Annotated in this window: 17 protein-coding genes and 5 tRNA genes; 7 read left to right on the top strand and 15 right to left on the bottom strand. The window is 44.8% G+C overall.

Annotation, left to right across the window (positions count from 1 at the left end):
- Window positions 1–179 precede the first annotated feature (179 nt).
- The 9 genes from ACRRS0_RS16005 to cysK all read right to left on the bottom strand — a co-directional run bounded on the left by ACRRS0_RS16005 (window position 180) and on the right by cysK (window position 7431).
- Window positions 180–350, bottom strand: a complete 171-nt coding sequence (locus ACRRS0_RS16005) for a DUF2897 family protein (protein ID WP_432452213.1) — start codon at window positions 348–350, stop codon at window positions 180–182.
- Window positions 351–366: 16 nt separating this feature from the next.
- Window positions 367–1068 carry a hypothetical protein gene (locus ACRRS0_RS16000; protein ID WP_432452214.1) on the bottom strand — a complete coding sequence of 234 codons (702 nt, stop codon included), beginning with the start codon at window positions 1066–1068 and terminating at the stop codon, window positions 367–369.
- Window positions 1068–1757 (bottom strand): M15 family metallopeptidase, encoded by a 690-nt coding sequence (locus tag ACRRS0_RS15995; protein WP_432452215.1) that lies wholly within the window; start codon window positions 1755–1757, stop codon window positions 1068–1070. Before ACRRS0_RS15995 ends, ACRRS0_RS16000 begins: the two co-directional genes overlap by 1 nt.
- Window positions 1754–2893, bottom strand: coding sequence for a succinyl-diaminopimelate desuccinylase (gene dapE / locus ACRRS0_RS15990; RefSeq protein ID WP_432452216.1), 1140 nt, complete (start codon window positions 2891–2893; stop codon window positions 1754–1756). The genes ACRRS0_RS15995 and dapE overlap by 4 nt, the downstream gene beginning before the upstream one ends.
- A 5-nt stretch (window positions 2894–2898) precedes the next feature.
- Window positions 2899–3264, bottom strand: coding sequence for an ArsC family reductase (locus ACRRS0_RS15985; protein WP_432452217.1), 366 nt, complete (start codon window positions 3262–3264; stop codon window positions 2899–2901).
- Between the two features lie 187 nt (window positions 3265–3451).
- A complete protein-coding gene (gene crr / locus ACRRS0_RS15980; RefSeq protein ID WP_432452218.1) occupies window positions 3452–3961 on the bottom strand; it encodes a PTS glucose transporter subunit IIA in 510 nt (169 codons plus the stop codon).
- Window positions 3962–3999: 38 nt separating this feature from the next.
- The gene (ptsI, locus tag ACRRS0_RS15975) at window positions 4000–5727 is read right to left on the bottom strand and encodes a phosphoenolpyruvate-protein phosphotransferase PtsI (protein WP_432452219.1); all 1728 of its coding nucleotides are present in this window, start codon (window positions 5725–5727) and stop codon (window positions 4000–4002) included.
- A 50-nt stretch (window positions 5728–5777) separates the two neighbouring features.
- Complete coding sequence (locus ACRRS0_RS15970; protein ID WP_432452220.1) at window positions 5778–6035, bottom strand: HPr family phosphocarrier protein; 258 nt, start codon at window positions 6033–6035, stop codon at window positions 5778–5780.
- 427 nt (window positions 6036–6462) lie between these two features.
- On the bottom strand, window positions 6463–7431 hold the full coding sequence (cysK, locus tag ACRRS0_RS15965) for a cysteine synthase A (protein ID WP_432452221.1): 969 nt from the start codon (window positions 7429–7431) through the stop codon (window positions 6463–6465).
- A gap of 390 nt (window positions 7432–7821) precedes the next feature.
- On the opposite strand from cysK, the gene ACRRS0_RS15960 reads away from it, so the two are divergent.
- Complete coding sequence (locus ACRRS0_RS15960) at window positions 7822–9300, top strand: HD domain-containing phosphohydrolase (protein WP_432452222.1); 1479 nt, start codon at window positions 7822–7824, stop codon at window positions 9298–9300.
- A gap of 15 nt (window positions 9301–9315) precedes the next feature.
- Here ACRRS0_RS15960 and cysZ read toward each other — a convergent pair whose 3' ends face one another.
- Entirely contained in the window at window positions 9316–10083 is a 768-nt protein-coding gene (gene cysZ / locus ACRRS0_RS15955; protein WP_432452223.1) for a sulfate transporter CysZ, read from the bottom strand.
- A gap of 101 nt (window positions 10084–10184) precedes the next feature.
- Between cysZ and smc the strand changes: the two genes are divergently transcribed.
- From smc to ACRRS0_RS15925, 6 genes are all read left to right on the top strand, one after another.
- Window positions 10185–13610: a chromosome segregation protein SMC gene (smc, locus tag ACRRS0_RS15950; RefSeq protein ID WP_432452224.1), complete on the top strand. Its 3426-nt coding sequence runs from the start codon at window positions 10185–10187 to the stop codon at window positions 13608–13610.
- A gap of 18 nt (window positions 13611–13628) precedes the next feature.
- Window positions 13629–14594 (top strand): cell division protein ZipA, encoded by a 966-nt coding sequence (zipA, locus tag ACRRS0_RS15945; protein WP_432452225.1) that lies wholly within the window; start codon window positions 13629–13631, stop codon window positions 14592–14594.
- Between the two features lie 71 nt (window positions 14595–14665).
- Entirely contained in the window at window positions 14666–16675 is a 2010-nt protein-coding gene (gene ligA / locus ACRRS0_RS15940; protein ID WP_432452226.1) for an NAD-dependent DNA ligase LigA, read from the top strand.
- A 124-nt stretch (window positions 16676–16799) separates the two neighbouring features.
- Window positions 16800–17639, top strand: a complete 840-nt coding sequence (gene focA / locus ACRRS0_RS15935) for a formate transporter FocA (RefSeq protein ID WP_432452227.1) — start codon at window positions 16800–16802, stop codon at window positions 17637–17639.
- A 261-nt stretch (window positions 17640–17900) separates the two neighbouring features.
- Window positions 17901–19211: a hypothetical protein gene (locus ACRRS0_RS15930; RefSeq protein WP_432452228.1), complete on the top strand. Its 1311-nt coding sequence runs from the start codon at window positions 17901–17903 to the stop codon at window positions 19209–19211.
- 263 nt (window positions 19212–19474) lie between these two features.
- Window positions 19475–19966 (top strand): DUF523 domain-containing protein, encoded by a 492-nt coding sequence (locus tag ACRRS0_RS15925; protein WP_432452229.1) that lies wholly within the window; start codon window positions 19475–19477, stop codon window positions 19964–19966.
- Between the two features lie 376 nt (window positions 19967–20342).
- Here the strand turns inward: ACRRS0_RS15925 and ACRRS0_RS15920 are convergent.
- The 5 genes from ACRRS0_RS15920 to ACRRS0_RS15900 form a co-directional block, all read right to left on the bottom strand.
- Window positions 20343–20418: transfer RNA gene (locus ACRRS0_RS15920), tRNA-Val, on the bottom strand.
- 48 nt (window positions 20419–20466) lie between these two features.
- Window positions 20467–20542 (bottom strand) — tRNA-Val (locus ACRRS0_RS15915).
- Window positions 20543–20590: 48 nt separating this feature from the next.
- A tRNA-Val gene (locus tag ACRRS0_RS15910) sits at window positions 20591–20666 on the bottom strand.
- Window positions 20667–20714: 48 nt separating this feature from the next.
- Window positions 20715–20790, bottom strand: a tRNA-Val gene (locus ACRRS0_RS15905).
- 48 nt (window positions 20791–20838) lie between these two features.
- Window positions 20839–20914 (bottom strand) — tRNA-Val (locus ACRRS0_RS15900).
- Window positions 20915–20984: the final 70 nt, after the last annotated feature.

Below are 20984 nucleotides of genomic sequence, written 5' to 3'. Positions count from 1 at the left end.
TTGAATTTAAGCTGATGAGAAAGCGATTATTGCCAATCGAAATTACTGATGGCAGCAATCGGGGAAGCGGCCTGCGAAATAGGCGACATGAGAACCTTGAAGGGCTTCAAGGCATGTACAGGGAATCGTTATTTTCATCCAGTTTGATATGAGCAAATACTTGATCGAGGAGCGGCTAACTATTGTTTTTCATCCTGCGCTTGCTGGTCGGCCCTAAGATTGTTTTGCTCAATAGTTTTACGCAACTCAGCGCTAATATTAAATTTTCCTATATGCCTTAACATCATTAAATTTCCGATAATAAAACCTAATACTAAGACAATGATAAGGATCACGTATCCGCTACTCATGGCATCTCCTTAGCCGCTAGGTCGCTAGGCCTTGCATTGCAAGACTTGAAGTAAAGCTTAGTACAACCACAACGAGTAGTAAGCTGGCGGGGGGAGATTGTTTTTTAAATTGAGGGGCTAACCAAAGCAAAACCGCTAAGGTTAATAGTATGGCGACAATAACGAATTGTTTTATTTGTTGAGGATCTTGGCTCAGTTGGGGCATCGCCAGCAAATAGACGCATAAACAGAGTATGCTTAACATGGCACTGACGATACCTAAGCAAGGTAGTACTTTGTCAAACTGACTTAAACGGTGCTTGGCTTTCACCATTAACCAGTGCGCCAAAGCAGTTGCACAGACTAGGTATGTAAATAAAAATAGCGGCTGTTGATTTAATACGACGAGCCCTGCTGCCAGCATTGGAATCCCCATGAACCACCATAACTTGAGTTTGAGGCTGCGTTTATGCTTCAGTTTATTTAGTTGAAATAGCAAGGCCCAGCCCGCAAATGCAGCGACTAGGATCAGAGCGCTTAGCCAGCTACTTTGTTGGCTTTCTATGCTAGACAAAGCCGCGAGGGTGATGAGACTGACAAGGGTGCCTAATTGACGCTGAATACGGCCTGTTTGACCGGGGCACAGTTGGCCTTTGTAAAGTACGAGCATGAGTAGTAGAAAGGCTAGACTAGCGCAACTAATTAAACTGAAGAATAGGGTTGAATAGACGCTTGGCATTAGCTCTCCGGTAAACATATATTACGAACATATTGCTCAAATATTTGCTCAATATGTTGCTCGATGGTGGTGAACCCTGCCACTTGTGCTTCACGTAAGTGGCTTAGGAGTGTGTCGGTTTCGAGTCCACTTAGCTTGATTTGGCTGCAGGCTAAGTGGCTCAGATGCCAAGGTTCAAATTCGACCCCGCCCTGAAAGCGCTGATAAGGAAAAAAGAAGCCATAAGATTTTGCATGTTGTTCTAACCAGCAAGCAAAGGAATGTTGGCAGCCCCCTGCTGCATATTCTTGAGGAATCAGTGCTAGCGAGCTGCCGGCGGGGAGTAACTGGGGATCATAGAGATCGAAGTCGGTTCCCCAGTGGTGGCGACTGGTGCCTGGCAGGGCCGACCAGCGTAAAATGGCATGCATTTTTTGTTCATCACTTAGCTCAGCTAGGCTGATGGGATGGCTGTGTTGATCTAATATGGGGCGTAAGCCCTGCCATTTATGGTTCCAGATGAGGCTTTGGCGATGGAAGTCGCGATAGCCACTATATACAGCAAGCTGGAAACCAGCTTGCGTGGCCGCGCTTGCTAAGCCGCGTAAATCCTCTAACACACCCGGATGTATCCAAGCAAAATCAGCACTGTTAACTAAACCTTGTTGGTTTAGTCCATATAGGCCTGCCTGGTGATTGGATGTGTTCATTTGGGTCCTAATACGTTCACTAATAGTTCAAAGTACATGTCAGCGAGCTGCTCTAAGTCAGCAACTTTAACAGATTCGTTCACTTTATGAATCGTTGCATTTATGGGACCTAATTCAACTACTTGGGTGCCCATTTTGGCAATAAAACGTCCATCTGACGTGCCGCCTGTGGTCAGTAGCTCAGGGGCTTTTTTGGTGACCTTGGTGACCGCTTGGCTCACCGAATTTAAAAAATCACCTTCTTCGGTTAAGAAAGGTTGGCCATTGTAGGTCCAGTCGAGTTGGTAATCTAAGCCATGACTGTCAAATATATTATGCACCCGCTGAACCAGCTGTTGATCGGTGACTTCGGTGGAGTAGCGGAAGTTAAATTGAACCTGTAATTCGCCAGGAATGACATTCGACGCGCCAGTGCCGCCGTGGATATTCGCGATTTGAAAGCTGGTTGGTGGGAAAAACTGATTTCCATTGTCCCAGTGCATGGCGGCTAGCTCGGCCAGAGCTGGTGCAACTTCATGGATAGGGTTTTTCGCTAAATGAGGGTAGGCGACATGGCCTTGCATTCCGTGTACATGAAGATCGCCAGTGAGTGAGCCTCGTCGACCATTTTTAACGACATCACCTACATGATGCGTCGAAGAGGGTTCGCCTACCAGACACATATCAATTAGCTCATTGCGGGCAATGAGGGTATCAACGACACGAGTGGTACCATTAATGAATGGGCCTTCTTCGTCTGAGGTGATAAGGAAGGCAATCGATCCTTGATGATTAGGGTGCGCTGCGACAAAGCGTTCGGTTGCAATAACCATTGCGGCCAATGAACCTTTCATATCTGCGGCGCCACGGCCGTGTAGTACTCCGTCGATCACTGTCGGCTCAAAAGGGGGCGTATGCCACTGTTCTGCTGGGCCCGGTGGGACCACATCGGTATGACCGGCAAAACAAAATAAGGGGGCTTGTTGCCCCTTACGGGCCCACATGTTAGTGGTATCCTCAAATATCATCTCTTCGATAGCAAAACCGACGTCGCTGAGGTGTTGGGCCATGAGTTTTTGGCAATCACAGTCTTCTGGTGTAACCGAAGGGCGGCTGATGAGATCTTTTGCGAGTTTTAAAACTGGGCTGTCTGACATTGAATTTAGCTTTCCGGAAAAAAGAGTTGTTGGTAAAGCTCGGCTTTAAAGCCAAGTGTAAATTGCTGATCGATTTGTAACAATGGCCGTTTGATCATCGCAGGATACTGTTCTAACAGTGCAAGTGCGGTATCTTCATCTAAATTCGCCTTTTGTTGATCACTGAGTTGACGAAAGGTGGTGCCACGTTTATTGAGTAAAGCTTGCCAACCGAGTTGTTGAGCCCATGCCTGCAGTTGCTGACTATCCAAACCATCTTTACGATAATCATGGAAAGTAAATTCTAAGTTGTGTTCATTGAGCCAACGACGGGCTTTTTTAATGGTGTCGCAGTTGGGTATGCCAAACATGACAATCTTGCTTATAGACATGTAAGTTTCCTGTTATATTTTTGCTAAGAATACCAGAGCTGGGCTGAAAGCTCATTGGGGATTTACGCTTTATGGTATTGATTTATTCTTAAACAGAGTGACAACTTAGAGCAATGGTATTGCTCATGGGTAAATTGGGGACAAAAAAAACCACGCATATAGCGTGGTTTTAGAGAGTCATTCAGTATTATTTGATGATGCGTAATACTGGTGTTTCGCTAATGGTGACAGGGCCAGACATCTTAACTAGCTCTTTAATTTCATCCATATTTGAAATGACGACAGGAGTTAGGGTTGATTTAGCTTTTTCTTCCAATACCGCCAGATCGAATTCGATGATCACATCACCTTGTTTTACTTCTTGGCCTTCGGAAGCGATGCGGGTAAAGCCTTCGCCTTTTAACTCAACAGTATCAATACCAAAGTGAACAAATAACTCGATGCCGTCGGTTGATTCTAGAGAAAACGCATGGTTAGTCTCAAAGATCTTACCAATGGTGCCGTCGCAAGGGGCAACCATTTTGTTACCGCTCGGTTTAATGGCAATTCCGTCACCTACGATTTTCTCGGCAAACACCACATCTGGCACTTCTTCAATTGGAACAATTTCGCCAGATAGTGGGGCGATAATATCAATACCGCTTTTAGTTGCACTGTCATCTGAAACCATTTTTTTGAATTTGTCGAATAGACCCATTATAGAGCTCCTGAATTCTTATGTTTATTACTGCTATCTTAACAGATGGTATTTTGTTTAACAAAAGTATCAACTAACGTTTCAATTTCTGCCGCTGTTGGTAACGAAAGAGCTTGATCGGCTAATTTCTTCACTTCAGCATAATTCGAATTACGGATTAGTTTTTTGATCCGAGGTATAGAAATGGAACTCATTGAGAATTCATCAAGGCCCATACCCATTAGTAATAAGGTTGCTGACTCATCACCGGCTAATTCACCACACATACCCGTCCACTTACCTTCCGCATGTGAGGCATCTATCACTTGCTTAATGAGGGTTAATACCGCAGGTGACATTGGGTTATATAATGCTGAAATCAATTCGTTACCACGATCAACTGCTAAAGTGTACTGGGTTAAATCATTAGTTCCAATACTAAAGAAGTCAACTTCTTTAATTAAATGATGTGCAATTGCAGCGGCGGCAGGTGTTTCCACCATTACGCCAATTTCAACGTCTTCATCAAAGGCGATATCGTTCGCTCGTAGATCCGCTTTTAGGCTCTCTAATACTGATTTTAACTTGCGGATTTCTTCGACCGCAATAATCATCGGGAACATGATGCGAACTTTACCGAAGGCTGACGCTCGGAGCAAAGCGCGCAGCTGAGCATGCATGATTTCTTCACGATCAAAGAAAATACGGATTGCACGCCAACCCAAGAAAGGATTCATTTCTTTAGGAAGGTCTAAATAAGGCAAATCTTTATCACCGCCGATATCCATGGTACGGATAATCACTGGGTGACCTTGCATCGATTCAACGACTGCTTTATACGCTTCAAACTGCTCATCTTCTGTTGGCAGTTGATCGCGGTCCATAAATAGGAATTCAGTACGGTAAAGACCCACACCCTCTGCACCATTGCGGTGAGCGCCATCAACATCTTTAATCGTACCAATGTTGGCGCAGACTTCGACTTGATGACCATCTAGAGACACAGCAGGTAAGTCTTTCAGTTTGGCTAGTTCTAGTTTTTCGTCTAAGTAAGTTTGTTGACGTTGGCGATAAACGGCTAACTGTTCTGCACTTGGGTTGATTATCACTTCATTGTTAATTGCGTCTAGAGCGATGATATCGCCATTGCTTACGCGTTGAGTGATGTCATTGGTGCCAACGATCGCCGGGAGCTCTAAAGAACGCGCCATAATTGAAGTATGTGAAGTTCTACCGCCGATATCGGTTACAAAACCGAGCACTTTATCTAAGTTGATTTGTGCAGTTTCTGAGGGGGTAAGATCATTCGCAACTAACACGACTTCTTCAGTAATAGTGCTAAGTGAAATGATCTCAATGCCTAGAATATTTTTAACTAAGCGCGAGCCGATATCGCGAAAATCGGTGGCTCGCTCTTTTAAATAGGGGTCATCTAACTCAGCTAGCATTTGGGCATTTTGCTCAATAATAGTATGAGCCGCTTTGTCTGCAGTCACTAAGTTGTCTTTGATGCAGGCTAGAATTTCTTCTTCAAGCTCTTCATCTTCTAATAGCATGATGTGACCTTCGAAGATGGCTTCTTTTTCTTCGCCGAAAGTCTTGCCTGCCATTATTTTAATTTCTTCGAGTTGAGCAGACGTTGCATTACGTGCATCGAAAAAACGTTGAATTTCGTTTTCTACTTGCGCTGCTTCGATATGAGCTTGGTTAATCACTACTTCTTGCTCTGCAAGTAGCAGTACTTTACCAAATGAAATTCCTGGAGACGCCAGAATACCTGAAATCATAACCTACACCTATTTAGTTGAAACTCGTTAATGGATAAAAAGCGACCGTATTATTCTAGTTCATCCATTAGCGCGACTAATTTTGTAACTGCTGCGGTTTCATCTGCGCCTTCAGCGCGGATAACGACACTAGTGCCTTTGGTTAAGCCTAAGGTTTGTAACTTAAATAGGCTTTTGGCACTGGCCGATTTGCCGTTACTTTCAACAGTGATATCACTTGCGAATGCTTTGGCTTCTTTAACAAATTGAGCGGCGGGACGAGTATGAAGGCCATTCTCTGCGGTAATTACAACACTTTTCTCAAACATACATACATTCCTTAATTTTGTTTTGTTGTCTAAATATTCAGTTAAGCTTAGACGTTTATAAGTAAAATATTTCCGCCAAAAAATAACGTAAAAAATGACGTCGAAGTTTAATCTATGTCAAGTTTTTAGGCTTAGTTGTACACTGTTACTTAATATTACATCGTTAAATTCAATTTAAGTTATTGATTTTTAATTACTTATATTAATTTATCGACGTAAACAATGTATCCGTTTTGATACCTCTGTTACAAAACGATACATTGAAAACGCTAACATTTGGCGCGGGGGAGTATAGTTTTTGCAAAATTATAGCACAAGACCAGAGAGTTAATTTTCTTTGAGAATAAAGCTGTTTGACCAAAAAAAAGACGACTGAAAATTCGTCGTCTTAATATAGAGCTATAGAGCTATAGAGCTATTGATTTATTTATTGAACGTTTTCTTGTTCAGTAAATGTATCTGCAAATAATGCACTTGATAAGTAGCGTTCGCCAGAGCTAGGTAATATCACGACGATGGTTTTATCCGCGTACTCTGCTTTTTCAGCAATCCGGTTCGCTGCGACCACTGCTGCACCAGAAGAGATCCCTGCAAGAATACCTTCTTCCTCCATTAAGCGCTGAGCCATCGCAATCGCATCTTCATTGCTCACTTGTTCGACCAGATCGACTAAATCTAAGTCAAGGTTACCAGGGATAAAGCCTGCGCCAATCCCTTGGATCTTGTGTGGTCCAGGGGTAAGTTCTTCACCCGCTTTGGCTTGAGTGATCACTGGAGAATCTACGGGTTCAACCGCAACGGAAGTAATACTTTTTCCTTGTTGTTGCTTGATGTAGCGGCTCACACCGGTGATGGTTCCGCCAGTACCAACGCCTGCGACAATGACATCAACTTCGCCGTCGGTATCTTCCCAAATCTCAGGCCCCGTGGTTTTTTCATGAATTTCTGGGTTGGCAGGATTGTCAAACTGGCCAAGTAAAATGTATTTTTCTGGGCTACTATCGCGGATTTCTTCCGCCTTGGTAATTGCCCCTTTCATGCCTTTAGCACCTTCGGTTAAGACTAGATTTGCTCCTAAAGCTTTGAGCAATTTACGACGTTCTAGGCTCATGGTATTAGGCATCGTTAGTGTAATTGGATAGCCACGAGAGGCTGCCACAAAGGCTAAAGCAATGCCGGTATTACCACTGGTGGGTTCAATGATTTCTTTTCCAGGACCAAGCAAACCTTTTTTCTCTGCATCCCAAACTAAGTTGGCACCAATACGACACTTCACACTGAAGCTTGGGTTGCGGCTTTCCACCTTCGCAAGAATGTTGCCTTTGTTGACTCGATTAAGACGAACTAATGGCGTACGGCCAATGGTTAGCGAGTTATCTTCATAAATTTTACTCATTGAAACTTCCTTATGGACTAATGACGGTTGCTACAATCAGTGGTCAATGGCACTCAGCAACATAAATCGTAGTACTAGCATAGCGTGCTTATTTGTAAGGTGAAGTAACGTTTATTTATAACGTTATGTAATTAAGAGATAAATTGATATGAGTTTTAGTGTCTGAAGGGCAAAGTTTTCTCTACGATAGTCGGTCTATAGATTTAACCCCAACAGCAGCCTATCAATATTGTAAGTGCGAGGTTTAACTGGCGGGACGTGATGCATCCATTTACTGAAGATATTAAAGTGCCTATTTTGAGTTTAGCTTTTTTAGCTAGTCATACTGAAGCAGGCTATAGTGGAGGCGGGACTAAAGCGTTAATTGCGCTAAGTTAAGGAACAATTGGTATGAATAGAGTGAGTGGCTTAGCGATTAAACATTGGCTGTTGGCGATGCTGTTATTTGCTGTTTATGGGATTCAAGTATGCCCTTTTTTAGAAGCTCAAACGGTATTTCAGTTGTTACTTCCGATTGTCATTAGTTTTATTGTTACCTCTAGCGTTCGAATTATTGCGATGCAATTTATCGAAAACTCAGAGTTGGCGCGGCAAGTGCGGCTTCAATTTAAGTTGGACTTTATACTCTTTATTTTGGCTGCGTTGATGATTGTTGGCTATAACAGTTATTTTTTTGATCCGCCCTGGGAGTCTCACCTAAAAGTTATACTTGGCCTGACGGCGCTTGGTTTTTATGTCGCTAGTGATTTAGCGCTGGCGAAAGAATGGGATATTGCGAAGCAATTAAGTCGTCATCAGCTACATCTACCTTTAAATAAAAAAGCGTTATCGGTGAGTCAGAAGTTTTCTGCATTTGCGGCGATTAGCACCCTTATATTGGCGGGGGTGATTTTTTTAGTGATTAACAAGGATCTTGATTGGTTAGTGAATGTAGGAAGTGAACGTTACCCATTGGCTACGGCCCAAAGATACATTGTTATTGAGGTCTCCTTTGTGTTGTTGGTGGTGATGTCCTATGTGTTGCGGGTGATCATGAGTTATTCGAAAAATTTACAACTGTTATTGGAAAATGAGAATCAAACCTTAGCGAAGGTACAGCTGGGACAATTCGATACCCAAGTTACGATTAGTAGTAATGATGAGTTTGGACTGATGGCCCAGCGAACCAATGCCATGATTAGTAGTTTGCAACACAGCACCCGGGCCTTGCAACAAACCCGAGATATCACCATCCATAGTCTCGCGAGCCTTGCTGAGACTCGGGATAACGAGACCGGAGCACACATCCTACGGACAAAATATTATGTGAAAGCCTTGGCTGAGGCTTTACGTGAACAGCCTGATTTTGCCGAGCAACTCAGCGATCAAACCATCGATTTGATGTATAAATCCGCGCCACTGCACGATATCGGTAAGGTTGGGATCCCGGATGCTATTTTATTGAAACCAGGTCAGTTGGATACAGAACAGTGGGATACGATGCGTCAGCACCCACAAATTGGAGCAAATGCTTTAGCTGCGGCTGAGCTGCAATTCCCTAGTGAAGACACCGCATTTTTACAATATGCAAAACAAATCGCTTTATCTCACCATGAAAAATGGGATGGCTCGGGTTACCCGCAAGGTTTATCTGGGGCGGCGATCCCCTTGAGTGCGCGCTTAATGGCCCTGGCTGATGTTTATGATGCCTTGATTAGTAAACGAGTCTATAAGCCTGCGTTCACTCACGAAAAAGCTAAGCAAATCATTCTTGAGGGGAAGGGAAAACATTTTGATCCAGCGGTGGTTGAAGCGTTTTGTCAAAGCGAGTCGCAATTTTTAAATATTGCTGCTCGCTATCAAGATAAAGAACCACAAGCTGTTGCTTAGTTCAGTCGCGGCTGATTATTGTTGCTGTTTTTGTTTAAGCAATGGTTTGCGGTAGATGTCGACCCAAATTGCGGTCGCACCGCACACGGCGACTGGCATAATAATAAGATTTAATAGCGGTAGCGTGCTACAAAATAACACGATTGCACCAAAGCCACTGTTTCTTAAGCGATGTTGTTTTAATTGGTCGCGCATCGTGGAGAAGGGAATTCGATGATTATCAAAGGGGTAATCGATATATTGAATGCTCATCATCCAAGCGGTAAATAGAAACCACAGTACGGGGGCGATGGTTTGGCCGATTGCCGGAATTAAAAACAATAGTAGCAGGCCCAGCGCTTTAGGTAACCAATACCATAATTTTTGCCATTCTCGCGAAAAAATTCGCGGTAAGTCTTTTACTAATTCGAGCAGTGAAGTGTCGGCAATTTTTTCACCACAGAGGTGTTGCTCAACTTTCTCTGCCAGTAAGCCGTTAAATGGTGCCGCTATCCAATTGCCGATGATGCTAAAGGTAAAGCCAAAGACCAGCATAATTGCAACGATGGCACTGGGCCAAATGAACCAGCTTAGCCAATCCAGCCAGCTGGGGAGGTAGTCGAGGATTTGCTGAACCCAGCCCCCGAGTTGTTGGTATAAAACAATAAAGGCCGCGCTAAATAAAATGATATTAGCGAGTAGTGGGATCATCACAAACAGTCTTAGTCCAGGTTGACTGATAAGCTGAAAACCCTGGGCAATATAAGAAATACCGCTACGAGAAGCTAGCGAGGTGTGCGCCATTATTGTGATCCTTGAATAGTTTATAGGCCGTCATATTACAAAGCGTTGGCCGCTCTGGTAAAGTCTCGGCTAATAATATAAATCGATAAGCAAACTAGTGTATGCGTTTGAAACAAATTCGCCTAGCCGGATTTAAATCTTTTGTTGACCGAACAACAATTCCCTTCCCGACCGACATGACCGCGATTGTCGGGCCGAATGGTTGTGGTAAATCTAACGTGATCGATGCGGTGCGTTGGGTACTGGGTGAAAGTAACGCTCGCCACCTGCGTGGTGGCGCGATGACCGATGTGATCTTTAATGGTTCTACCAAACGGGCGGCGGTGTCGAAGGCGATGGTAGAGTTGATCTTTGATAATAGCCAAGGGCGGATCGGTGGAGAGTTTGCTAGTTATGCTGAAATTGCGGTTCGCCGGGAGGTGAGTCGAGATGGGCAGAATCACTACCAGTTAAATGGTAGCAAGTGCCGTAAGCGCGATATTACCGATTTGTTTTTGGGGACGGGCTTAGGGCCGCGTAGTTATGCGATTATCGAACAAGGCATGATTAGTCGGCTCATTGAATCCAAACCGCAGGAATTACGGGTATTTATCGAAGAAGCGGCGGGTGTCTCTAAATATAAAGAACGTCGTCGTGAAACCGAGCTGCGGATTAAACATACTGACGAAAATATTTTGCGTTTACGCGATATTGAGTCGGAATTGGCCCAGCAGGTGAATAAGCTTAAAACGCAAGCACAGGCAGCAAAACGTTATCGCCAATACCGGGCTCGTCATCGAGAGCTTAAGGCCTTGTTATGCTTACAGGAGTTACGGAAGTTAGACAATAGTATTGATGGTGGCGAGCAATACCATGCTGATGCCGAGCAAAAACAGCGTGCCGAAGAGCATCTGCTTAGCCAATGTGAAAACCAATCAATCTTGCTAGCGAATCAAATCGCTGAACAACAACAATTACAACAAAATTTGCAACAGCAGCATTTCGAACTGAGAACACAGTTGGCGAAGTTGGAGCAGCAGCAACTGCATACCAAGCAACAGCAAAGTCTGAGTCAGCAAGCTCAGCAGCAGAATATTGAACAGCAGCAAGCGCTCGAACAAAACTTAGCTTTACTTGAAACTCAGCGGGTACAGGAGCAGCTGAACCTGCAACAGCTTGAAGCTGAAATGGACTTACAACAGCAGCTGATGCTGGAAATGATGCCGCAACTGGAAGCCGCTGAGCAGCGGCATCGTCAGCTAAAGGCTGAACAAGGCTCAGCGAGCGCTCAGCAGCAGCAAGTTCAACAGCAGCTTCGGCAAACCGAGTCTCAGTTGGGGCATTGCCAGCAGATGCAGCAACGTCATCAGCAGCAAATTTCGCAACTACAACATCAATTATCAACTTTAGTTGCTGTTGATGTTGAGCAAATCGCTTTACTGCAACAACAATTACAACAGGGGGAAGCCCAGCAGGAGCAATTGCAGCAGCAGTTCACTCAAGTGAGCAACGATTTACAACAGCAGCGAGCTGAACTTGAGCAACTCAAGTTGCAACAGCAACAACTTCAATTAACTTATACTGCGGAGCAGACCCGTTTGCAGGGGGTTAACAAATTGTTGGCGCAGGTTGATAGCAAGGCCAAGCGTCCGCTAATGGATGTTCTTGGGGTGAGTGAAGGTTGGCAGCGGGCAGCGGATGTGGTTTTAGCTGGATGGTTGCAAGCTGAATGGTGTGAACAGCTTGACTCAGATTATCCTTTGGCCTTAAGCGCGGTTGCTGCGCCTTTAAAATTGCCTCGGGCGCCTCAATTACAAGGTTTAGCGAGCTTGGCCGAACATTTAGAAAATGTCGAGCTGAGTTATCTGTGTGAACCGGTGTTGCTGGTGGAGTCGTTGACCCAGGCGTTTGAGCTTCGAGAGTATTTAAGCCCTCATCAGTCTTTGATTACGCCACAAGGAGAGTGGTTAGGTAAATATTGGCAGCGCCTTAAGGTTTCTCATCAGCAGCTTTCGGTGCTTAGCTGGCAGCAGGAACGGCAGCATCTGCAACAGCGTTTAGCGGAAATTAAACAACAAGATGAGCGCTTAGAACAACAACTTAAGCAACAAAGCCAAAATATTGAGCGCTTACAACAGCAGCAACAACATGAGCAGTTCGCCTTAGATACTTTAATCACCGAGCAAGCCGATTGTCGCAGTCGTTTTGCTTTATTAGAGCAGCAACAGTTGTTTTCGCAGCAACAACAGCAACAGTTGAGCCAACAAGTTGATGAATTAAATGTTCAATTAGAACAAGATCAAGAAAGCCAACTGCTGTTAGAAGAGCAATTAGAGTTGCAGCAAGCTGAGCTAGATGAAGCGCAGTTTAAGCTGACACAACTGCAACAGCAAAATGATACTGCCGCAGACTCGGTCAAGCAGCTTGGTCATCATGCTCAGCAGCAACAAACTCGGCTGCATGAGTTGCAACTGGCTATCCAGAAGCAGCAGGCGCAATATGCGAATCAGCAACAGCAGCAGCACTATCAGCAGCAACGGTTGCAGGAGTTGGCTGAGCAACTGTTGACGCAACCGGAAGTATCTAGTGAGCAACTCGAAATTTTGGCGGAGCAAATCGAACAATTGCTAGAGCAAAGCTTAGTTATCGAAGACCAGCAGAGCGTTGCCGCCAGCGCGTATCAACAAAGTATTGCAGAGCAACAACAGTTACAACAAAGTATCAAGCAGGCTCAGCTTAACTTGAAACAGCTCGTCGAAGCCGGCACCGAGCGACGTATTCAGCAGCAGAATTTATTGGCAAGGCGAAGCTTACTATTGGAGCAGTTAGCGGAACAGGGTGAGAACCTTAAGCACCTAGAGTTGTCTTTACCCGAGGCGAGTCTGGAAGACGACTACGCCACTGAATTAGCACAGCTTGATCAACGTTTGAAACGTTTGGGTGCGGTAAACTTAGCTGCCGAAGAAGAATATGATCAACAGAATAGCCGTTATCAAGAGTTGTCGGCCCAATTATTAGATTTAGAATCTGCGATTGAGGTCTTGAGAGCTGCGATTATGAAAATTGATCGACAAACCCGTTCTAAATTTAGTGAAACATTTGCTAAAGTAGATGCGGACTTACAGCTATTGTTCCCGAAAGTGTTTGGTGGCGGTAAAGCCTGGTTAGAACTTTCGTCTGACGATTTACTGGAGACTGGCGTGACGATTATGGCTCGTCCTCCGGGGAAAAAAAATGCTAGCATTAGCTTATTATCGGGAGGGGAAAAGGCCCTTACCGCATTAGCCTTAGTATTTGCGATATTTCGCTTAAATCCGGCACCGTTTTGTATGCTTGATGAAGTGGATGCACCCTTAGATGAAGTAAATGTGGGACGTTTTGCTGATTTAGTGCATAGTATGTCCGATTCGGTTCAGTTTATATTTATAAGTCACAATAAAGTGACCATGGAGAAGGCCTCGCAACTTGCTGGGGTTACAATGCAGGAGCCAGGCGTATCGCGTCTGGTGGCGGTGGACATCGCAGAAGCGATAGCCATGGTGGAATAATAGGTAGAGAATAGTTAAATGCAGGAATTACGCATCGTACTTATCGTTGTTGGTGTTATTTTGATTGTCGCGTTATTAGCGCACGGTTTTTGGAGCAGCCGCAAACAACGACCAGAAAAATTGCTTAGTCCTAAAGTGTCAGCGAGTAAGGCACCTATATCGACCAGAGATGATTCGGGTTTCGACGATTTGGGTGTGGGCCAAGCTCGGGTGATTGGTGATCCGATTGACGACGCTATTTCTAACCTTGATGCGGCAGAGAAACCGGTGCTCAATCCTTCAAGTGTTGAGCCAGAACTAGAGCCAGAGGCAGAGCGAGAGCAACGCAAAGAGCCTGCATTTCATTTTTCTGCCGTTGATAGTGCGCCAGAGGTAAGTGATGTTCAGGGTTTAGATGGCTTAGTCGAAACCGTTAAAACAGAGGCCGAGGCAAGCTTATCGACTGTGGATGTAGAGTCAGCTCCGGAAGTTGAGCCCACGTTTGTTTATGATATGGATGAAGATAATGAGCCTGAGCCGCAGCCTAAAACTGAGCCGACTCAAGATCCAAATGCACCTGATGATGTATTCATTCTGAATATAATGGCTCAATCTGGCCGTTATCTTAAGGGCCCTGCGTTACTCGCCAGTCTTGATAAAATTGGGTTGCGCTATGGGGATATGGATATTTTTCATCGCCATTTAGATAATCGTGGCAGTGGCCCGATTATTTTTAGTCTGGCGAATATGCTCAATCCTGGCACCTTCGATTTAGATAAAATTGAGCAGTTGGAAACTCGTGGCGTCACTTTGTTTATGACGGTGCCGTGTAAAGGTGAACCCACTAAAAATTTTGCATTGATGCATAATGCGGCGACAAGCTTAGCCAAAGATTTGGATGCGATTATTTTGGATGATCAACGCAACCCTTTGACTCGGCAAACGGTGAACCATTACGAGCAGCGAGTACGTGAATATGAGCGTAAGCAACTTCTCGTAAACTAAAGTTATTATGTTTTTAGAAGCCTTTCCAATCGGTTATTTTGGAAAGGCTTTTTATTTTTTTAAGGTCGACGATGGACAAGCCAGAACAACAAATTAAGCAACTGATCTCCCTGCTTGAGCAATATAATTACCATTACTACGTGCTTGACCAGCCTTTGGTTCCCGATGCCGAGTATGACCGAATATTTCGTCAGCTACAGGGTTTAGAAAAAAACCATCCTGAGCTGCTAAGCAAGGATTCTCCGACTCAACGAGTCAGCGGAGTGCCTTTGTCGGTATTTGAGCAGGTTCAGCATGAAATGCCGATGTTGTCTCTCGATAATGTGTTTAGCGAAGCTGAATTAAGCGCATTTAACAAGCGAATCTCAGAGCGTTTACAGCGCACTGAAGCCATTGAATATTGTGTAGAACCCAAGCTCGATGGCTTAGCGATAAGTTTATTGTATGTGGATGGTATGTTGGTGCAAGCGGCAACGCGTGGTGATGGGAGTACTGGCGAAAATGTGACCGAGAACGTCAAAACCATTCGTTCGATCCCTTTGCGGTTGCGTGGAGAGCAATGGCCGGCTCGTTTAGAGGTTCGGGGTGAAGTGTTCATGCTGAAACAAGGTTTTGAGCGGCTCAATTTACTCGCTAAAGAAAAGGGTGAAAAAGGTTTCGCTAACCCACGTAATGCTGCCGCTGGAAGTTTACGCCAGCTCGATTCGAAAATTACCGCCACCCGTCCATTAGCCTTTTATGCTTATTCGCTTGGTGTGGTGAGTGAGCCTTTGAGTCAGAGTCATTACCAGAATTTGCAGAAATTAAAAGATTTTGGGCTGCCAGTTTGTCCTGAGGTTCGAACGGTGAGTGGCCATCAAGCTTGCTTTGATTATTATCAGGAAATCGGCGAACGTCGTAATGCTTTAGCTTATGAAATCGACGGTGTGGTGTATAAAGTTGACGCGCTCGCTTTACAGCAACAACTGGGGTTTGTTGCGCGAGCACCGCGTTGGGCGACGGCTCATAAATATCCTGCACAAGAAGAGATCACGGTGCTGCGAGATGTCGAGTTTCAGGTTGGGCGTACTGGTGCGATTACTCCCGTAGCTCGGCTTGAGCCAGTATTTGTGGGGGGGGTGACGGTAAGTAATGCAACCTTACACAATGCGGATGAAATCGAGCGATTGGCGGTAAAAATTGGCGATAGTGTGGTGGTACGCCGCGCTGGTGATGTGATCCCTCAAATTGCAGGGGTATTGTTAGAGCGCCGTCCAGAAGATGCTAAAGAGATCGTCTTCCCGATGACTTGTCCAGTATGCGATAGCGAAATTGAACGTATCGAAGGGGAAGCAGTGGCTCGTTGTGTTGCAGGCTTACGTTGCGGCGCACAACGTAAAGAAGCTTTAAAGCACTTTGTCTCACGTAAGGCCTTAGATATTGATGGTATTGGCGATAAGTTGGTGGAACAGCTGGTCGATGCGCAATTGCTAGAAACACCACTCGATTTGTTCCATCTCGCGGATAAGCAAGACGCGCTCATGGGATTGGAGCGAATGGGTGAAAAGTCGGTGAATAAACTGCTGGAGGGGATCGATGCTGCGAGAAATACCAGTTTGCCACGTTTTATCTATTCTTTGGGGATCCGCGAAGTGGGTGAAGCGACCGCTAATAATCTAGCTTTACATTTTAAGCAACTGGACGCGATTATTGCCGCCAGCCTAGAGCAGCTACAAGACGTGCCAGATGTCGGTGAGATTGTTGCAAAACATCTTCGATTCTTTTTCACCCAGCAGCAAAATGCTTTATTAGTTGAAGCTTTAGCCAATGAATTGACTTGGCCTGCAATTGAGTCTGTTGTTGTCGAAGATCTGGTCTTAGGCGGTAAGGTGGTGGTACTGACTGGTACCCTCAGTCAGTTGGGGCGCAGTGAAGCGAAACAGGCCTTACAAGGTTTGGGAGCTAAGGTTACGGGGAGTGTTTCCAAGAAAACCGATATCGTGATTGCCGGGGAAGCCGCAGGGTCTAAGCTGATTAAGGCTCAAGACTTAGGCATCGAAATTTGGGATGAGCAGCAGTTAGTGGATTTACTGCAAAGTTGAAGCTTGCATACGGTTGTCCTGCTTAAGGGCTGCTAGCCCTTAAACCTAGTTACTTTAGTACACCTTCCCGTGAGTTGATGTGCTAAAGGATGTTAACTAAATTTAATTAAATAAAGTGAATAATATGAGCCAGTTTGATTCCTTACTGCCCCCACAAATGGCTGAGAAAGCCGCTGAAGTGGGTGAGAGCAAAGCCACCAAAGATCCTTTTAAAGCCTTTATGTTGGCGCTGACCGCAGGCGTGCATATTGGGATCGCCTTTGTGTTTTACACCACGGTTACCACCGGGGCGGGTGATATGCCTTGGGGGTTTACTCACCTGATTGGTGGTTTGGCGTTTAGCCTCGGTTTGATCTTAGTGATTATTACCGGTGGTGAACTGTTTACCAGTTCGGTATTAACTTTGGTCGCCAAAGCCAGTGGTAAGATTTCATGGCCTCGGTTGGCAATGAATTGGTCCTTGGTTTATTTAGGCAATTTGGTTGGGGCTAGCCTATTGGTGATCCTGATGTTGGTCAGCAAACAATACACTTTTGCTGCTGGTGAGGTTGGAATTAATACCATGCGGATCGCCCAACACAAGCTGCACCATGACTTTAGTCAAGCTGTTGCACTCGGGATTATGTGTAATGTATTAGTGTGTGTCGCCGTGTGGATGACCTTCAGTGCCCGCAGTCTTACCGATAAGGTGCTGGTTACTATACTCCCTGTGGCGATGTTTGTGGCAGCAGGTTTTGAGCACTGTATCGCGAATATGTTTCAGGTACCGATGGCGATTGGTATTAGATATTTAGCCAGTCCGGAGTTTTGGGCTGCGACGGGACTCAGCCCTGCTGATTTTGCTGACTTGACCTTCTCCAATTTTATTTTTCATAATTTGATCCCGGTGACCTTAGGCAACATCCTTGGTGGTGGGGTGTTTGTTGGTCTAGGATATTGGCTGATTTACTTGCGTAAACCTTAGTATTCGTAGGGGCGTATAAACCTTCGAATAAGCCTGAGGGATATCACTCGTTGTTTAAGCAAGGACGTTTATTTGCGCGCTAAGTTGGTGCGTTATTGCTTCATTCGCTTTCTGCAGCGGTTTATTGGTGCTCTTATTTAAGAAGTCTCAAGCCAAGAGAGGACTATTTGTAGGCTGGACCGAGGAATTGTCTGCTTTGGTGTATATTTTGCTTCGAGTAGTCTAGCAAGTATTTGCTGTTGTTGGATTTTTAGGTGGTTTATGTCGGTTTTATCTCCAAATAGTGTGTTTACGTCTTTACAACAAGAGGGACCATTTGCACTGACTCGTGATGCGGTGGTCGCTCATCGTTTTTCTCCTTCGGTGCGGCAGTGGGTAAAACGATTGCAACAAGATGGCAATAACGTTTCTAAGTATCGCGCCTTGCGTAGTCAAATATTCGAGTTCCTTGAAATTGATGACTTTTCTCAAATTCAAAGTTTGATTGATAGTTCTAAACTACGTAAAGAGCGCAGCGAACGCGCACTCAAATTACTCGGTAATATGTTTGGCTTAAATGGTAACCTTAACGAAATTTCTAATCGGGTTGATGAGTATGCGCGTACCGCTGATGCGGTGATTCATTCTATCAAAGGCAAAATTCTCGCCCCTTATGCCTCACACATTGAAAATACCAATGAAATAGAAGTTACCAATAACCCCGTCGAACTATTATTGATTATGTTCAATAATCAATATCACAAGAAAGCTCGCTTTGAGGCTCGTCGTAAACTGATTTTAATGACTCTCGCTGGTAGCATTGAGCAGCGAGAAAGAGAGACCGAAATAGAGGATAAATTTTCTACTTTTTTAGCTTTTTTGAATGGCTATGTTTGGAGTTCGGAGCTGAAAATTGGTGAGTTAGAGCCAGTGTACCTGCACTCTAAACATCAGGCGGAAGACTATGCTTGTAGCGAAGTGAGTGTGTTAACCCCCCAGCAGGCAAAGCTTATCCAAGATCAGCCTCGAGAGAAGTTAACCTTACTTAAGCGACGCAGTTTTACGGTTGGTGAGCGGCGGGTTCCCATCTATGTGTCTATCCGTAAGAAGCCACCTGAAGCCAAGGTTCTTAAGCTATTGCGTAAGAATCAAAAAAATCCGGCGGTGGCGGTGGACGACGAACTTGGGCTCATGGCGGTATTGGATTCAGTCAGTGATATCAAGGCCTTTCAAAAACATCTCACTCGCAGTGCTTCGAGGGCCAATTCCTTGATGGTATTAGAAGATATTTCTGATTCACTCACAGATAAGTCGGTGTATCGAAGTCGTGCGGTTGGTTCTAGCGATAAAACCCCGATGATGAAATTTTTTGCTCGTTTAGGAGGGATGCGAGTGGAGTTTATCATTCATACCAACCGCACTTGGCTGAACTATCGTTATCAGCAGGATGTGGCACATAATGAGTATGAGGTAAAACGAATGTTTGATACAGGGGTGATTGAACTGTTGTTCCCGATGGATATTTTTCATCTGAATCACCGTAAAACCCGTGATGAGATGATCCAGTTTTTTAGAAAGCAGATCGAGTCTTAACTCTTTTAGGGCGTAACAAAAATAAGGCCTGCCATAATGCAGGCCTTTTGTTGTTGTATTGCAAGCAGTCACAATTAAGATAGTTTTATCACGAATATCAATGAACCATTCAGATCTTTTTGAATGGAATAAGCGAAAAACGTTTATTGGTCAATATCGAGGATGGAATTTGCCACGATTGGTACTGCTGATATGATGGATTACTTGGCGTGTTAAATTATTTCGTCATAGTGTGGGATGAGTTTAAATAGAGGACGATATTTGTGGCTAAGATTTTGTTTAGTGCTTGTTTACTTGGGTGCAAAGTACGTTATAACGGTCAAGATTTAAAGTCAGAAAATCAAGATGTAGATTGGCTGATTGCACATCATCAAATCATTTCGTTTTGTCCGGAGGTCGCTGCTGGTTTACCGACGCCAAGAACACCTGCGGAGATCCAGTTGGGGGGTGGGGAAGATGTGTTACGCGGAGATGCTAAAGTGGTGGGCCAAGATGGAACAGATCTGAGTGATGAATTTGTGTTAGCAGCGGAATTAGCTCTGAAGCAGTGTCAAAAGCACCAGATAAAATTTGCGGTACTTAGCGAGTCGAGCCCATCCTGTGGTAGTCAAACCATCTACGATGGACGTTTTCAAGGTTATAAGAAGCCAGGTAAAGGCGTCACTGCTGCGTTACTGAATGAACACGGCATCATGGTTTATAATCAGCATCAGGCGAGTGCGCTCAAATCTAAGTTGCTTGCTTTAGCTGAATAGACCTTTGAATGGAGGGCTTGAATCATAGAGCTCGCCATATCATACCAATCTCACTCATTATCTGTTGATTCTTGCTGGCCTAAATTAGCGCTAACTGCATTATGTATTTTGTAGTTAGATCCACTAATTACTGCTCTTCATACCTGGTGTCGGCAGATTTATTCTGCACTATAAGTTGATCATATCATTCATCAGATTGGTATGATGCGCTTTGATATTCAGTCCATTTATCCCCAAAACATTACGTGACAGCAAGCCAAGGGGCCGCATTGCTCAGCGAATAATGCAGGCCTTTGAAGGCGTACTTGCTCGTGTGGGGGCTTGAAGCCGTGATTCTCGGGTAAAAAAAAGCCTGCAATGATGCAGGCTTTAGAAGTGGTGGTCGCTACTGGGCTTGAACCAGTGACCCTCGCCTTGTAAGGGCGATGCTCTCCCAACTGAGCTAAGCGACCGAATTACTTGTTACTGGCAAATCGTTTGTTCAACCATTTGCTTAAATATGGTGGTCGCTACTGGGCTTGAACCAGTGACCCTCGCCTTGTAAGGGCGATGCTCTCCCAACTGAGCTAAGCGACCGAATTACTTGTTACTGGCAAATCGTTTGTTCAACCATTTGCTTAAATATGGTGGTCGCTACTGGGCTTGAACCAGTGACCCTCGCCTTGTAAGGGCGATGCTCTCCCAACTGAGCTAAGCGACCGAATTACTTGTTACTGGCAAATCGTTTGTTCAACCATTTGCTTAAATATGGTGGTCGCTACTGGGCTTGAACCAGTGACCCTCGCCTTGTAAGGGCGATGCTCTCCCAACTGAGCTAAGCGACCGAATTACTTGTTACTGGCAAATCGTTTGTTCAACCATTTGCTTGAATATGGTGGTCGCTACTGGGCTTGAACCAGTGACCCTCGCCTTGTAAGGGCGATGCTCTCCCAACTGAGCTAAGCGACCATCTTGTGGAGGCGTATTATAGGGTGGTCTACGAGTGTGTCAACGCAAATTTTAAGGAAACTGACTGCTT

The organism is Agarivorans sp. QJM3NY_29 (genome assembly GCF_050870835.2).
Taxonomy (GTDB): Bacteria; Pseudomonadota; Gammaproteobacteria; order Enterobacterales; family Celerinatantimonadaceae; genus Agarivorans.
The sequence above is the reverse complement of the archived record's forward strand: the minus strand, read 5'-3'. Positions and strand labels throughout refer to the sequence as shown.